Consider the following 14844-nt stretch of genomic DNA (forward strand, 5'->3'; position numbering starts at 1 on the left):
ATTCGCGTGGTAGTGCTGCGCTCGGACAGATTCCGGGATGCGCGGGCAGCTGGCATTTGAGACCGGGATATCAATCAGCGTCATGATTCATGAAGGGGAGCATATCGACCGTGTCGATTGTCGTCGGCTCGACGGGCTTGCCGTCTGGCTTGGCAAAAATCATCACTGCAAAACAGTAGATCAGGAACACTGCCACGCCGATAGCTAGCAGGCTGGCAAATATGAGTGGCCAATCAATCATGGCCGACACCTTGGCGCAGTTTTCGCGTCAACTCAACCGTCTGTTGCGATGGGAAAGCCTTAACGCTAGCCTGTAAAAGAGAGCGGCAGGTTTCGACCGGAGGCTGGATGTCGGAAATAAAAACACTGGGATCCAGACGGGTCTACGAAAATCGTTGGATGAAGGTTCGCGAGGATCGCATTGTTTATCCGGACGGCAGCGAAAGCATTTATGGCGTTGTCGAGAAAAACGATGCCGCACTGATTTTCGCAATGGATGACGAAGACGGCGTCTATTTAGTGGAACAGTTCCGCTATCCCGTCGGGCGCCGCTTCTGGGAGCTTCCGCAAGGGGCCTGGCAGGAGCAGGAGAACGTCGATCCGCTCACTTTGGCTCGTGGAGAACTGCAAGAGGAAACCGGGCTGACCGCTGAGGAAATGGTCTATTTCGGAGAGACTTACGAAGCCTACGGCTTTGCGGCTAACAAGTGCCATATCTTTCTCGCTACAGGACTGAAAATGGGAAAGCCCAACCTCGATGCCGAAGAGCAGGGGCTCATCTGCCGCCGCTTTCCTATCGGGGAAGCCGTCGAGATGATCCTTCGTGGCGATATCAAAGATGCGAGTACTATTGCCGCCTTCGGGCTTCTGCGCCTGAAAGGGATTATCTGAAGCATACTGCGCGGTAACAGGGAGCGCCCACTGAAATCAATGGGGCAATCTCCACAGCAGATAAAGGCCTACGACCGTTGAAAAAATGACGCCTGACCAGAGCCAAATCTGATCGGCAAGTAACAAGCGCGTCATTTTCTGTGGATCTCGATCCAGGTAATGCCGAAGACAACAGCGCTGACGGCCAGGATCGCTGTTAACTCAATCCAAAAAATCAACTGCATGGCGATGTCCTCCAGCATGGTTAACAAACAACTAATGAAAAGGTTCACTCAGCCGGGTGAGTTTCATTGACATCATGACATCATGATGTCACTATCTTCTGATGAAAATCGCAGAAGATCATGCTCCGCTCTATGCCAAGGTGGAAACATCGCTGGCGGACGATATTTCAGCCGGTGCTCTGCCTGCTGGCAGTCAGCTTCCTCCAGAAGATCGCCTGATCGAACGTTTCGGAGTCAGCCGGACGACCGTTCGCAAGGCCATCGAGAATCTGGTCGCGCGTGGCCTTGTCGAAATTCGTCGCGGCAAGGGAACCTTCGTTGCCCAGCCCAAAGTCACGCAGGAATTGACGGAGCTGACCGGTTTCGTCGAAGACATGCAGGCGCTTGGCCGCGCGCCGACGGCACGATTGCTTGACACGGAGATAGTGCCAGCCGATGCAGACGTTGCGCGTCAGCTCGCTCTGCCGTCCGGAGCTCTGGTGATGCGGATCCGGCGCGTTCGGCTTGCCGACGGCGTCGCCATGTCTCTGGATGAAACATATCTGTCACGTGAAATCGGTGAGAAGATTGTTACGCACGATCTGGACGTCGAGCCGATCTTCACACTGCTGGAAGACAAATATGATCTGCCGCTTGTCGAGGCGGAGTATCGGCTGGAGGCTATCACTGCTTCGCCAGATGTTGCGGAGGCCCTCGCAGTCGAGCCGGGCAGCGCTGTCTTCCTGATCGAGCGCACGTCCTACACCGAGGGGCATCGGGCAATCGACTACGAAAAGCTTCACTATCGCGGTGATCTCATCAGCTTTGTCACTCGCCTGGCCCGGCGACCGCGCGGCCAAAGATAGCCGGGGGGTGAAATGTTGGCTTTATGGCTGTTCATAGCGGCTTTCGGGGCAAGCGCGCTCGGTGGCGTGCTGGGCATGGCAAGCGGCATCTTCATCGTGCCGGCGCTTACGCTGTTTTTCGACGTGGATATTCACGTCGCTATCGGGGCGAGCATTGTTTCGGTCATCGCCTGCTCTTGCGGCAGCGCGGCTCCGCTTTTGAAGCGACGGCTGACCAATGTCCGGCTCGCGGTCGTTCTTGAGACGGCAACCACGCTTGGTGCGCTGACCGGCGTGCTTCTGATCGGAATCGTTTCGACTTCGGTTCTATATGGTTTGTTCGCAGCCATTCTGGTGCTTTCTGCAAAGCAGATGCTGGTACGGCGGCGCGACGAAATCGGCTCAGCGATGCCGGATGCGAAGAGCCTCGCAACAAGCCTGCGACTGCATTCCAGCTTTCCCGATCACATATCCGGGCAGGAGGTGCACTATCGCGTCGGCCATGTTCCGCTGGGCATGGCGCTGATGTATGGGGCAGGACTGGTCTCGGCCCTTCTGGGGATAGGCTCGGGCGTTTTGAAAATCCCGGCGATGGACACCGCCTTGAAACTTCCTATCAAGGTCTCGTCCGCCACCTCCAATTTCATGATCGGCGTGACGGCTGCTGCAAGCGCAAGCGCCTATTTTGTTCGCGGTGACATCGATATCGGGATCACGGGGCCGATTGCGCTTGGTTCGGTCATCGGTGCGCTGGTCGGCGCCCGCCTGCTGATGAGCCTTCCGGCGGAAAAACTGCGCATCTTCTTTGTCGTGGTTCTCCTTGTTCTCGCGGTCCAGATGCTTCTGAGCGCTTTCGGTATAGAGATCTCTGGAGGCTTAGAATGAAAGTTACCGCAGACGCCGGACGACGGGACAAAATCATTGCAGCGCTTCTTTGGTATGGCACATGGTTCGCTTCTGCCTTGATCGCGGTCGGAGTCGTTATGACTTCTATTGAACCGCCGTCGCTTGCACTGAACGGCTATGACATCGTGAAGGCTGGTATTGCGGTATTCATTCTCCTGCCGATCATCCGGGTCGCGCTGACGATGTATCTTTTTCTGCGCGAGCGTGATTACGTCTACACCGTCATTGCCGCAACGGTTCTGCTGATTATCGCAACCGGCATCGTCGTGGACTTTCGCTAATCCCGATAAATCGCGTGAAACATAAGCAATATGGCTTGCATCGGCGTGCGTGGGCTGATTTTCTGCTCGCCAAAGCCGAAAGCATCGACCCTGATCTGTCGCACGCTCCGGACAAAAGCGGAGGGGACGGGATGGCCACTGGATTGGCAAAGCGACTGGCAGCATTCGGCATGGTTATCCTGCGCGAGGCGATCGGCGTCTACTGGACGCTCGTCAAGATCATGCTGCCGGTGATGGTGCTGACGCAGCTGGCGATCGAGATGGGCTTGATCAAAGCCATTTCTCCTGCTTTCGCTCCCGTCATGCAGTTCGTGGGGCTGCCGCCTGAAGCCGGTTTTGTTTGGGCTATGAACCTGCTGGTTGGCGTGTGGAGCGGGGCAGTGGTGATGTTCGCCGTCTTGCCGGTCGACACGCTCACCACAGCTCAGGTGACGATCCTCGGTTCGCTTTTCCTCTTCGCTCATGCTCTTCCCATCGAACAGCGTATCGTACAAAAGGCTGGCCCGCGCCTGATCGTCTCGACGCTGATACGGCTTGTTGGCGGACTTGCTTTCGCATGGGGGATCAACCTGATTTCCAGTCATACCGGCTGGCTGGCAGAACCGGCTGCGCCGAGCTGGGTGCCGGGCCATTACGATTCAAGCTGGAGCAGCTTCGTCGCCGATACGGCCTCCACGCTGGTCTGGATATTTATCGTCCTGCTCGGTCTGGTGGCCGTGCTGAGAACAATGGACGCGCTGGATGTGACACGCTTCCTCAACCTGCTTCTTTCACCCTTGTTGCGCTTGCTCGGCATATCGAAAAATGCCGCTCCATTGACCGTGGTCGGGCTGGTGCTGGGACTGTCCTATGGTGGAGGTCTCATCATCCGTGAAGCACAGCGCGGACACATTCAGCCTCGGGACGTCTTTCTCGCGTCGAGTTTCATGGGGCTGTGCCACAGCCTGATCGAAGATACGCTGATCGTGGTGGCTCTTGGCGCGGATATCTATGTCGTCCTGTTCGGTCGATTGATTTTCTCCATTGTTCTGGTCGCGATATTCGCCAGACTTCTGCGCGGAACGGGCGACGCCTTCTTCTTCCGTTTCCTTTATAGGGATACACTGCACGGCAAATCCCGACTGCACTACGGGGCAACAGTTGAACAGCCGGCAGATTCATCGCGCTGAGCTATTATTTCATCTGACAAGCATCGTCTGGAATTTCATTCTTGAGCATTCTCGCTCGGAATGAGCGCATCGATGACACTGGCAAGCTGCATGTCACGTTCACCCGCCTCCATGGTACGCCTGAGTACTTCAAGCACAGTTGCAGCGGCGCTGCGGGCTGCCTCGATCAATGTATTCCCCCGCGTAAGCTTGGTGGTCAGAAGGCCGGTGAAAAGGTCACCAGTCCCCACAGGTACGATCGGCAGGCGCGGCGATATCAGTCGCGTGCGGGTCTCGTGGTCGAAGACGATGTTTTCCAGCAAGCCTTCAGGAGTGTCGGCAAGTTCGCAACTGGTCACAACCAGCTGCGCGCCGTGAAGTGCCTGCACACGCCCCGCCGCGGTTTCAAGTGCAGCCCAGGAGGTTACATCTGTCTGTGCGATAAGACCCAATTCGAACTGGTTGGGTGTCAACAGATCGGCTAGCGGAACAAGCCGTTCAACGATACATTCCACCACCTGATCGGCAACGAAGATCCCGAGGTTCATATCGCCCATGACCGGATCGCAAATGTATTTTATGTCGGGATTGATCTGGCGGGCGCGTTCGACGAACGCGGCGACCACATTCCCGTTTGCCTGAGAGCCGAGATAGCCGGAAACAATATAGTGGCTTGTTTCAATCAATCCGCGCTCTTCGACGCCGCGCAGAAGATCGCCGACCAGTTCGGATTCGAGAACCCGCCCGCGCATGGTTTCGAAATGCGGATTGTTGGACAGCAAGGTCGTCGGGACTGCAGCGACATTCAACCCATGGGCCTGCATGGGCAGAACCGCAGCGCTGTTGCCGACATGCCCGTGCACAACCTGGCTCTGGATTGAAATGATGGAAGTGGTCATTCCAGTGCTTTTGGCAGTCATTTTGCAGCTCCTTCGCTCACGCTCAATTCGGTCCGTTCACGACGCGGCAGACGACCGTTGAGAACGATATAGGCAACCAGTCCGATTATCAGTCCCCAGAAAGCACCGCCGATGCCGAAGAGATTGATGTTTGCGGCGGATGCGAGAAAGGTAATCAATGCTGCCTCGCGATGCGTGGGGTCTGACATGGCTCCAGCCAGACTGCTGCCTATCGTGCCCAACAGGGCCAGACCTGCGAGCGTTGTGATAAAGCTTGCGGGAAAGGCCATGAAGACAGCTGCGAGCGTCACACCGAATATGCCGACGAGAATGTAGAACACGCCCGCTGCAATACCGGCGATCCAGCGCTTGGATGGATTTTCGTGTGCTTCAGGCCCGGTCGCGATTGCTGCCGTGATTGCCGCAATGTTGAAGGCATGCGATCCGAATGGCGCCATGATGAGCGAGCCGAGACCTGTTGCGGTAACGATTGGATTGGCGCTGGTCTTGAAACCATCATTACGCAGAACCAGCATCCCCGGCATATACTGTCCCGTCAGTGTGATGAGGAACAATGGCAGCGCGACGGACAGCAGGGCATTGAGAGAGAATGCAGGCATGGTGAAGACTGGAGTTGCAAACTCCAGTCGCAGTCCAGACAGGTCGACCCTGTTTTGCAGAAGCAGGAAGGCCAGTCCGAGCACGAGAATGCCGACTACGGCGTAGCGGGCGGACAGCCGTTTCAAAACCACATAGGCAACAATCAGCAGTCCAACCAGCAACGGGTCGGTGGTGGTGCCGCCGAAGGCCCCTATTCCGAATTGCAACAGAATGCCGGCCAGAAGCCCTGAAGCTATGCTTGGTGGTATCAGCCGGATGACTTTCTCGAAATAGCCCGACACGCCGAGGATGACAAATGCGAGAGCCGAAATCATGAAAGCGCCGATTGCCTCGGCGTAGGATGTGGTGGCAAGTGCCGTTACAAGAAAGGCAGCAGCTGGCGTCGACCAGGCGGTGATGATCGGCTCGCGGTAGCGCCAGCTGAGATAAAGGCCGGTAAGCCCGACGCCAATCGAAACCGACCAAACCCAGGAGGCAGTCAGTTCCGGGCTCAATCCCGCAACCTTTGCGGCCTGAAAAACAAGAATGAATGTGCCGCCATAATTGACAATGACGGAGATTAGGCCCGCCACGATAGGATGGGCAAGGTCGCTCAAGCGGATCGATGACGTTGAAGCACGGGATGGTATCATCCTCAAAAACCTTCTGGGAATTGGGCACATGGCCTGCAAGTCGGGCTGAAAAGATTGATTGACAGTTAGCTGTTTAATGGCCTGATATGCCCATCCATTTTTGACAAAAGGACCAGTCCATTTGTTCAGGCATTCGCAACTTGAATCCGTCAAGGCTTGGATTGCCCACCCCGCCCATGCGGCAATGCCGCTCCATGCGCGTATTCAGCGGTCGATCCGGCAATTGATCATCGATGGTGCGCTGGGGCCGGGAAAGCCGCTTCCGGCTTCGCGCAGCCTCGCCAAATCGCTGGGTGTCTCCCGAGACACGATCGAAGCGGCTTATGCGCAGCTGCATGCAGAGGGCTTTATCGACCGCCGGGTGGGCAGTGGAAGTTTCGTGGCGCAGATAACGGAATTCACACCCGGACACAGCGTTTCCCAGCGCGAAGCGCTATTGCGCAATCAGGCGCCCAATCTGAGCAAACGCGGAGCAGCCATGTTCCGAAGCGGTGGTGTACGCGAGCTGCTGGCGCCACGACCTTTCGCTCACGGTGTTCCGGAAACACGAAATTTTCCGCTTCAGCTTTGGGAACGTCTGGAACGGCAGGTTTTGAAGGAAGCCGGCACGCAAGCGCTGCTGCATGGTCATCCGCAGGGGACAGAGCCATTGCGACGCGCTGTTGCCGAGTACATGAACCTGGAACGCGGAGGACGCGCGACACCTGACAGGGTGCTGATCCTCACCAGCTCGCAACAGGCGCTGACTTTATGTGCCAACATGCTGTTCGACCCCGGTGACCGCATCTTCATCGAAGACCCGGCTTATTACGGTGCACGCAAGGCGTTCGATGCTGCAGGCCTTGAATCCATTCCGGTCAATGTGGACGACCAAGGCATTGTGATCGAGCGGATGGTTGGCGAAACGCTCAAGGCCAAGGCCGTGTTTCTCACACCCTCGCACCAGTTTCCAACCGGCGCGACCCTGTCGCTGGATCGTCGACTGGCGCTGATCGAATGGGCCGCCCGCCAGCAGACATGGATTATCGAAGACGATTATGACAGCGAGTTTCATTACGCTGGCAAACCGACCGCCTGCGTACAAGGCCTCGACCGGCATGAGCGGACAATCTATATCGGCACTTTCACCAAATCACTCTTTCCGGGCCTGCGTATCGGCTACATGGTATTGCCGCCGCAACTGGTCAAACCGATGACCGTTGCGCGCACCCTGCTTGATGGGCATTCCGCACCGATGGCGCAGTTGACGCTTGCCCGGTTTATGGAAGGTGGACATTTCGGCGCGCATGTCCGGGCCATGCGCGGCATCTATGCTGAACGGCGCGATGTACTGGCCAGGCTGATCGAGCGATATCTGGCGGATTTCGTCGAGCCGCATGTACCTGCCGGAGGGTTACAGATGTCTTGTCTGCTCACCGGTGATTTATCGGAGCGCAATGCCGTCGCTGCAGCCCAACGTGTCGGTATCGAGCTCCTCGGCCTGTCCGGGCTTTACGCTGCCGGTGACGGAAAGGCCGGTTTTCTGATGGGGTTTGCAGCCTATACGCCGACAGAAATCGGGGCCGCAGTTAAAAAGCTGGCGACGGCCTTTCGCGCGTTCAAGAAGCCATAGGTGCTCGAATGGTCAGCAGTTGAATGATCGTCATGACCGGATGACTTGGAAATTGGTCTGATCTTTGCGCTGGAAGTGGATGGGAGAACCAGACCACCTCCGTGATACAAGCTGGCGGGATGGTTGCCATGTCGTATCCGCGCAGCGGCAAGCATTTGTATCGGCGCTTGAAGGGAGATTGGCGATGCAACTATCTGTCGAGCCGCAGCCGGTTGAGGAGCAGGCAATCAAAGACGAGATAGCGCGTTTCGGTGCTGATCCGACTTCTGTTTTCGCGAGCAATTTCAAAGAGGTTCGCGCGCGGATCGCCGCGGCTTGTCATCGCAGCGGACGCGACCCGAACGATGTGCGTCTTCTCTCGATCACAAAAACAGTCCCGGCTCGCATCCTGCGGCACGCTTATGCGGCCGGAATTCTCGATTTCGGAGAAAATAAACTTCAGGAAGCGCGCGACAAACAAACGGCCCTGAACGATTTGCCAATCCGTTGGAGCATTGTCGGCCATCTGCAGACAAACAAGGTCAAATATCTTGTTCGTCTTGCATGGGAATTCCATGCGCTGGATAGTTTCCATCTGGCGGAAGAACTGAATCGCAGACTGGACGCGGAAGATCGTGATCTTGATGTTTACGTTCAGGTCAATACTTCGGACGAGGAAAGCAAATATGGGCTGCATCCGGACGATCTCATGTCGTTCGTGGCGCGCCTCTCAGAGTTTCCCCGCCTCAAACCACGTGGGCTGATGACGCTCGCAATTTTCAGCTCCGACACAGCGCGCGTGCGCGCCTGCTTTCGCCTGCTTCGTGGTCTGCGGGATCGTGTTGTTGATGTGCATCCGCATATGAACGGACTTTCCATGGGCATGTCTGGCGATTTCGAGGTTGCAATCGAGGAGGGGGCAACCGTGGTGCGGGTCGGGCAGGCCATTTTCGGTCCACGTCCGACCAGCAATGGTTATTACTGGCCGGGTCTGGCTGCGGACGCCCACACTCAGACTTCTGGCGGCCTGCGATAGCAGTATACGCCAGAAAAATGCGGGGTCAGGGTTTCAGGCTGATCCAGTATGAACCTTCAAACGGGACAGCCGCGAAACGCTGGTTAATTTCCGCCAGTGTCGCTTCGGGGCTGATATCCGCGAACAGTTCCGGTCGCAACCAGACGGCGAAGGCTTCTGCTGCCAGAACATTCAAGGGAACAGCATTGAAAAAGTTCCACAATCCATACACGCGCTTGTCGTTCACGGCCTTCAAACCAGCGCGGAAAGGATTTTTCAGGGCATTTGAAAGTGTGTCGCGCGCTTCCTGTTCGCTTACGCCCGGCCCAACCGAAAAACCGCTATACTTCCCGCCTGGGGATGAGGTGGCGATGTAAACTTGCGGGTCGGCGGCAACGATAAATTCGCTGCTGATCACCCCTCCCTGTGCTGGTCCATCTGCAGCAATATTTCGGCTGCCGGTCAATGTGATGAACTCGCCCATACTGGTTCGCCCGTAAGCGTAGCAGCATTGATCGGCATTGGGAAAGGCTTCCAGCAATACAGTCGGTCCGGCATCGCTCTTCGCCACTCGATCACGAATGCGGGCAATGCGCTCGTCGTAGAAGTCGGCAAAAGCGTTAGCCTGCTCCTCGCGGTTGAGTACCTTGCCCAGCAGGCGCATGTTTTTCGAAGTATTTTCGAGTGCATGATTGCCGAAGTCGACCACGAGCACCGGTATGCCCATTTTCTCGAGATAGGCGATCGCCTGCACGCCTTCATCATTGCGCATCTGCCAGTCTGAAAGAATGACCAGATCGGCTTTTACAGAAACGATTTTCTCGACCGAAACTGTAATGCCGTCGCCAATGATCGGCAGTTTTTCAATTTCCGGGAAGCGCTGTTTGAAGCCGGCATAGATTTCCGGATTGTCCCCCTTGAGGTCACCGGCCCAACCGGCCAGCACACTGACGGGATCTGGATGGACGAGCGACAACGCAATCAGATTGAATCCGCTGCCAAGCAATATGGATTTTGGTTGGGCGGTAATGGTGACTTCCCGGTCAAGCGCATCCTTGACGTGAATGGGATAGGTTACCTCTGCAACAGCGCTTTTACCGAGGGCCAGCCAGATTACAGTCAGACACACAACAAGACGGATCATTTCATTGCTTTCTAAGTTCGGGGAGCGCGCATAATTCACCGCATCCGGCAACGCCCGGCAGTTTATAGCGCAGGCAGCAAATCTTGCGCCGGCACAAATTGGCGCCATGATCTGTTTCTTGACGCAGACACCCAAAAAACGGGTTGCGCGTTCCATCGTCAAAAATCTGCGTTTCAAAAAGCGGGCGACATGGCCAGCCATCACGACAATGGTTTTCAGCTGCGCTGTTGACGGCGTAGTCGATATAGACCGCTGCATTATTCCAGGCGAGCTTCGGTGAGATGCCGGTGCGGTCTTTCAGGACTTGAACGACAGTGTTCAGATGGCTTTTTGCGACATGGCTGATAACCGTCATCACATCCGGCGCGTCACAAGCTTGCCCTTCGTGGGGCAAGCCAAAGGAACGTGGCAAGCCCTGATCATTGATGGCAATGGTCATATTCTCGAGCTCGACCGGAAGGGCCACTCCACTTTGTCGGGCGCAGATATAGGGAATGACCAGAAGCGAAAAATAATAGAGCGACCAGAACGAAGAAACCGCCCGCAGGTCGACATCAGGATAGGCGGCTGCGCATTGATGCAGGGTTTTCGTCAGGAGAGGGCCGTACAGAAATTCCGACAGAGGCATGCTGTCAGTCATTTCGCAGGACAGCATCATACTATCGGCACACCATGCATTGTCACCATGGAACAGTGCTCTCAGGCCTTGGGGCCTGAGAGCTTGCAGTGCTTCATTTCTGGTATCGGCGCTTACCATGAATATTTCAGGCTGCCGACAACAGTGCGGCCCTGATCACGATAACAGAAACCTGCGGAGCAGACCGGCTTGCTGGTGTCGAACAGGTTGGTGGCGTTGACCTGCAGTTTGACACCTTCATAGTCCTTCTTGATCGCGCCAAAATCGAAATCAATTGCTGCATCGACAAAGGCACGCGAGCTGTTTTTCATAGTATTTTCGTCATTGCCGTAACTTGAGCCGACAAAACGGACACCTGCGCCGACACCCAGCCCGTAAAGGAAGCTGTTCTCAGGCAACTTATAGTGAGCCCAGGCTGACGCCATGTGGGTCGGTACAGATGAGATTTCGTTGCCCACTGTTCCGTCCGGGCCGTCCTTGATGCTGGTCTGCATGTAGCTATAGGACGCAATGAGGGAGAGGCCGTTGTCGAGACTGGTGCTGGCTTCCAGTTCCAGACCGCGCGAACGCAGTTTCCCGCGCTGTACCTGAATGTTGGCCGGGCCAGCATCCAATTCGACCACTTCGTAATAGAGACCGTTGTCCTGATTGATGTTGAACAGGGCGGCCGTTATCAGGGTGTTGCTGTTGGGCAGCTGATACTTGATCCCGACTTCCTGCTGTTCGCTTTCCGTTGGCTCGAACGGATTGCCTGTTGCCCGGTTTACACCGGCATTGGGCGAAAAGGCTGTCGAATAGCTGGCATATGGCGTGATGCCCCAAGGTGTTTCGTAAGTCAGCCCGGCGCGCCATGTGAAGGCCTTGTCGCTCTGATCAAAATCGCTGGACGTGCTGGTTGCCAGATCGGTGTTCTTCGTGTCGGTGGTGACCCAGTCCTGACGACCGCCGAGGGTTATGGTCCAGGCATCATAGCGGATCTGATCCTGCAGATAGATGCCAGCCATGAGCTGGTCCTGAACGTCTTTTGTCTGGAAATCGATTGGCGCTACAGGGCGCCCCATGGACGGATGTCTGGTATCCAGCGGTGGCGTATAGCCATACCCGTTTAATCCCTTCCATTGCAGCTTTGTCAGGTCTACGCCGGCCAAAAGCGTGTGCTCGAAATTGCCGGTATCGAAGCTTGCTTCCAGTTGATTATCGATTGTGAAACTGGTCAGCCGCTCCTCAAAAGTGCCTGCGCTGCTGTCGAGCAGTAACGGATCGATTTCATTGGCCTGATAGGCAAAGGCCCAGTCGGCTCCGATCTTGGTCGATGCAAGGCGAGCATTCTGGCGGAACACGAACGTGTCGTTGAGGCGGGTTTCAAATTCATAACCGACACGCCCCTGCGTTTGTACTGAGTCATTGAAGGCAGTGTTGCCTGCAAAAATGTCGGATACCTTGCCCGTTACGGCATCGTAATAATAAGCGGCAGTGCCGCCGGTTTTGATGCGGGAGAACTCGCTGAGGATTGTCAGGCGCGTGTCTTCGTCGGGCTTCCACGTAAATGCCGGTGCAATGTAAATACGGTCGTCGGGAACCGAGGGTTGTTCGGTATCGGCGTTGCGCCAAAGCCCTGTCAGGCGGTAGTAAAGTGGGTCGCCTTCCTTGACCGGGCCGGAGAGGTCGAACTGGGTCTGATAACGATTATTGGTACCGTACTGGACCTGTACTTCGTGAAGCGGGGTTTCGGTCGGGCGCTTGCTGATCAGGTTGAACAGGCCACCGGCACCGGAAGCGCCGTAAAGGGCTGACGATGGGCCGCGCAGAATGGAAACGCCTTCCAGGCCATAGGGTTCAGTCTTGAACAGCGCCGAGCTTGCTCCGGGCTGGCGCAGATTGTCACGAAAGACACCGGTATAGGTGACGTCGAAGCCACGCACGGTGAAGGAGTCGAACCGCGGATCGAAACCAAAGCCGCCAACGCGTGCACTGGGCGTATAGGCAATGGCGTCGAGCAAGGTCTGCGGATTGCGATCTTCAAGCTGCTGTTGGGTGACGGACGAAATGGACTGCGGGGTCTGCACAAATGGCGTGTCGATCTTGGCGCCGGTCGCACTGCTGCGCGCCACATAACCGTCCGCATCGATCACGCCGCCGCTGCCGCCGTCGATCACAATCTTGTCGAGAACGATTGCACCATTCTCCGTTGGAGAGGCAGTGGTCTGGTCCTGCGCTATTGCCGTGGCGGCAAGAGCAATCAGGGATGTACCAGCCAGAATTGTACGGCGAAGAGGCATGCAATCGGAGCGCATATAGAATATTCCCAACATGATTTTGACAATCATGAGTGATATATTCATGTATTAGTGCTGGCAAGAAATTACATGATTAAAAGAGTCATGTTTGTCGGTTTGTAGTCATCCTGCAACACTCCCACTTTTGAAGCGGCGAAAGACCGGAACAGGTGTATGAGCGCATGATGCTCAACCGCTCATTTGTCGTCTTGGTGAAGGTCACGATGAATTCTGGCAAAGTGATTGGTTCCGGTGCAATCTTCTCACTCTGCGGACCGGTGTGGTGCGATCAATGTGGGTGAGCATGATAATGGCAAGCACGTCAGGTTCACGACCACCGGCGTCAGCGCTAGCATGGGTTATCATCTTGCCAGAGAACTGACTGTCGGGGCAGCTTCGGCTGTGGTCGTGATGATAGCGATATTGGCGACAAAGGGACAAGCAGCACGGCTTGAATATCGTGGTCTGATAGCTGCAGACGGGGACCGCGAACACGGTTTCCTGGTCAATTTCAAGAAGCGGTTCTGATAACGGAGGCGGCATGTTCCGCCTGTCCATCCTTATTTTATTTGCATCGGACGGCTCTCAGGTCAGTCAGTGTGTCACGTCGTTACGGACAGTTCGTCGAAAGGCACTTGACTGATGTATAGCCATTCGGCTATGTATCAACGCATAACCAATTGGGTATGAATTGAGCGATGACTATGCGAGACGAAGTTTTCAAAGCTTTATCCGATCCGACCCGACGGTCGATATTTGAACGACTTTGCCGAGAGGGCGAGAAGACGGTTACGGTTTTGACCGCAGGAACGAGTGTGTCCCAGCCGGTCGTCTCAAAGCATCTTGCCGCTCTCAAGAGGGCAGGCCTCGTCAGTGATCGTCACGAGGGGCGCCAAAGCCACTACAGGGCCGAATACACGGCACTAATTCCACTGATCGATTGGGCGAAAGAGTTGAACGGTTTCTGGGAGCAGAAGTTCGATGCCCTTGAAGACCTGTTGAAGAGGATGGATCAATGACCGAGATATCTGATGATGTGCGAACGGTAATTGTTGAGCGTGAAATGCCTCATCGGCCTGAAAAGCTCTGGCGCGCATTGACGGAGCCTCACCTCATCGCGGAATGGCTGATGAATAATGATTTCGCTCCGACCGTAGGCCATTGTTTCAAGCTCAAAGGTGAGTGGGGCGGGGTGCTGGATTGTGAGGTTCTGGTGGTCGAGCCGAACAGGCGGCTATCCTACACCTGGAACCACACCCATGAGGACGAAGCATACAATCTCAGAAGTATCGTAACATTGACTTTGATACCGACCGCCACCGGGACACATCTGCGGATGGAACAGTCGGGCTTTATGCCGGGTCAGAAACAGGCCTTTCACGGTGCACATCATGGATGGCGAAATTTCCTTGAAAAGCTCGATGCCGTCGCCGCTGATTTGGACTGAACCTGCTCCTAGAGAGAGTGCCGCAAAACATAATGAGCTGGAAGGAGCTGGAGTTCAGCCAATGTGGTTGGCGAACTCCATAAGGAGAAGCACATATGGTCTTGAATAAATCCATACGCCAAATTCACCGCTGGTTGTCGATCATATTCACGCTTACCGTGATTGCGAATTTCGTCACTATGGCGTTCGGGCAGCCTCCGGTGTGGATCGTTTATTCTCCGCTTCTACCGCTGTTTATATTACTCGCAACCGGGCTGTATCTGTTTATTCTGCCCTATACTCTGAGACGGGGTGAGTGAAGCCTTTAA

At 55.6% G+C, this 14844-nt stretch carries 17 protein-coding genes; 11 read left to right on the top strand and 6 right to left on the bottom strand.

The genetic code is table 11. The features are described 5' to 3' along the window. Nucleotides 1-70: 70 nt before the first annotated feature. Nucleotides 71-241, bottom strand: a complete 171-nt coding sequence (locus FG152_RS00125; RefSeq protein ID WP_155243286.1) for a hypothetical protein — start codon at nt 239-241, stop codon at nt 71-73. A gap of 107 nt (nt 242-348) precedes the next feature. Between FG152_RS00125 and FG152_RS00130 the strand changes: the two genes are divergently transcribed. The 5 genes from FG152_RS00130 (at nt 349) to FG152_RS00150 (ending at nt 4295) form a co-directional block, all read left to right on the top strand. Further along, nucleotides 349-891: an NUDIX domain-containing protein gene (locus FG152_RS00130; protein WP_029376026.1), complete on the top strand. Its 543-nt coding sequence runs from the start codon at nt 349-351 to the stop codon at nt 889-891. A gap of 325 nt (nt 892-1216) precedes the next feature. Beyond that, entirely contained in the window at nt 1217-1960 is a 744-nt protein-coding gene (locus tag FG152_RS00135) for a GntR family transcriptional regulator (protein WP_010659330.1), read from the top strand. A gap of 12 nt (nt 1961-1972) precedes the next feature. Beyond that, on the top strand, nt 1973-2824 hold the full coding sequence (locus tag FG152_RS00140; RefSeq protein ID WP_010659329.1) for a sulfite exporter TauE/SafE family protein: 852 nt from the start codon (nt 1973-1975) through the stop codon (nt 2822-2824). Next, the gene (locus FG152_RS00145) at nt 2821-3126 is read left to right on the top strand and encodes a DUF1634 domain-containing protein (RefSeq protein WP_010659328.1); all 306 of its coding nucleotides are present in this window, start codon (nt 2821-2823) and stop codon (nt 3124-3126) included. The genes FG152_RS00140 and FG152_RS00145 overlap by 4 nt, the downstream gene beginning before the upstream one ends. A 14-nt stretch (nt 3127-3140) precedes the next feature. Further along, the gene (locus FG152_RS00150) at nt 3141-4295 is read left to right on the top strand and encodes a nucleoside recognition protein (RefSeq protein ID WP_235916911.1); all 1155 of its coding nucleotides are present in this window, start codon (nt 3141-3143) and stop codon (nt 4293-4295) included. A 35-nt stretch (nt 4296-4330) separates the two neighbouring features. Here FG152_RS00150 and pdxY read toward each other — a convergent pair whose 3' ends face one another. After that, nucleotides 4331-5194, bottom strand: a complete 864-nt coding sequence (gene pdxY / locus FG152_RS00155; protein ID WP_010659326.1) for a pyridoxal kinase — start codon at nt 5192-5194, stop codon at nt 4331-4333. Then, nucleotides 5191-6426 carry a benzoate/H(+) symporter BenE family transporter gene (locus tag FG152_RS00160; RefSeq protein ID WP_010659325.1) on the bottom strand — a complete coding sequence of 412 codons (1236 nt, stop codon included), beginning with the start codon at nt 6424-6426 and terminating at the stop codon, nt 5191-5193. Before FG152_RS00160 ends, pdxY begins: the two co-directional genes overlap by 4 nt. A 121-nt stretch (nt 6427-6547) precedes the next feature. Here FG152_RS00160 and pdxR point away from each other — a divergent pair, with 121 nt between their 5' ends. After that, nucleotides 6548-8038: a MocR-like pyridoxine biosynthesis transcription factor PdxR gene (gene pdxR / locus FG152_RS00165; RefSeq protein ID WP_010659324.1), complete on the top strand. Its 1491-nt coding sequence runs from the start codon at nt 6548-6550 to the stop codon at nt 8036-8038. Between the two features lie 184 nt (nt 8039-8222). After that, the gene (locus tag FG152_RS00170; protein WP_010659323.1) at nt 8223-9053 is read left to right on the top strand and encodes a YggS family pyridoxal phosphate-dependent enzyme; all 831 of its coding nucleotides are present in this window, start codon (nt 8223-8225) and stop codon (nt 9051-9053) included. Between the two features lie 25 nt (nt 9054-9078). Here FG152_RS00170 and FG152_RS00175 read toward each other — a convergent pair whose 3' ends face one another. Genes FG152_RS00175 through FG152_RS00185 form a run of 3 tightly spaced genes read right to left on the bottom strand, consistent with a single transcriptional unit; the run spans nt 9079 to nt 13140 of the window. Beyond that, entirely contained in the window at nt 9079-10176 is a 1098-nt protein-coding gene (locus tag FG152_RS00175) for an ABC transporter substrate-binding protein (RefSeq protein WP_036577601.1), read from the bottom strand. A gap of 1 nt (nt 10177) precedes the next feature. Beyond that, entirely contained in the window at nt 10178-10933 is a 756-nt protein-coding gene (gene fhuF / locus FG152_RS00180) for a siderophore-iron reductase FhuF (RefSeq protein WP_010659321.1), read from the bottom strand. Beyond that, nucleotides 10927-13140: a TonB-dependent siderophore receptor gene (locus FG152_RS00185; RefSeq protein WP_424945435.1), complete on the bottom strand. Its 2214-nt coding sequence runs from the start codon at nt 13138-13140 to the stop codon at nt 10927-10929. The genes fhuF and FG152_RS00185 overlap by 7 nt, the downstream gene beginning before the upstream one ends. Before the next feature lie 243 nt (nt 13141-13383). Between FG152_RS00185 and FG152_RS00190 the strand changes: the two genes are divergently transcribed. The 4 genes from FG152_RS00190 to FG152_RS00205 all read left to right on the top strand — a co-directional run bounded on the left by FG152_RS00190 (nt 13384) and on the right by FG152_RS00205 (nt 14835). Next, complete coding sequence (locus tag FG152_RS00190; RefSeq protein WP_029376022.1) at nt 13384-13617, top strand: hypothetical protein; 234 nt, start codon at nt 13384-13386, stop codon at nt 13615-13617. A gap of 170 nt (nt 13618-13787) precedes the next feature. After that, entirely contained in the window at nt 13788-14108 is a 321-nt protein-coding gene (locus FG152_RS00195; protein WP_010659318.1) for an ArsR/SmtB family transcription factor, read from the top strand. Next, on the top strand, nt 14105-14536 hold the full coding sequence (locus FG152_RS00200; RefSeq protein ID WP_010659317.1) for an SRPBCC family protein: 432 nt from the start codon (nt 14105-14107) through the stop codon (nt 14534-14536). Before FG152_RS00195 ends, FG152_RS00200 begins: the two co-directional genes overlap by 4 nt. A gap of 95 nt (nt 14537-14631) precedes the next feature. Further along, nucleotides 14632-14835, top strand: a complete 204-nt coding sequence (locus FG152_RS00205) for a hypothetical protein (RefSeq protein WP_010659316.1) — start codon at nt 14632-14634, stop codon at nt 14833-14835. The last annotated feature ends 9 nt before the right edge of the window (nt 14836-14844 follow it).

The sequence above is a fragment of the Ochrobactrum sp. XJ1 genome (genome assembly GCF_024701725.1).
Taxonomy (GTDB): Bacteria; Pseudomonadota; Alphaproteobacteria; order Rhizobiales; family Rhizobiaceae; genus Brucella; species Brucella anthropi.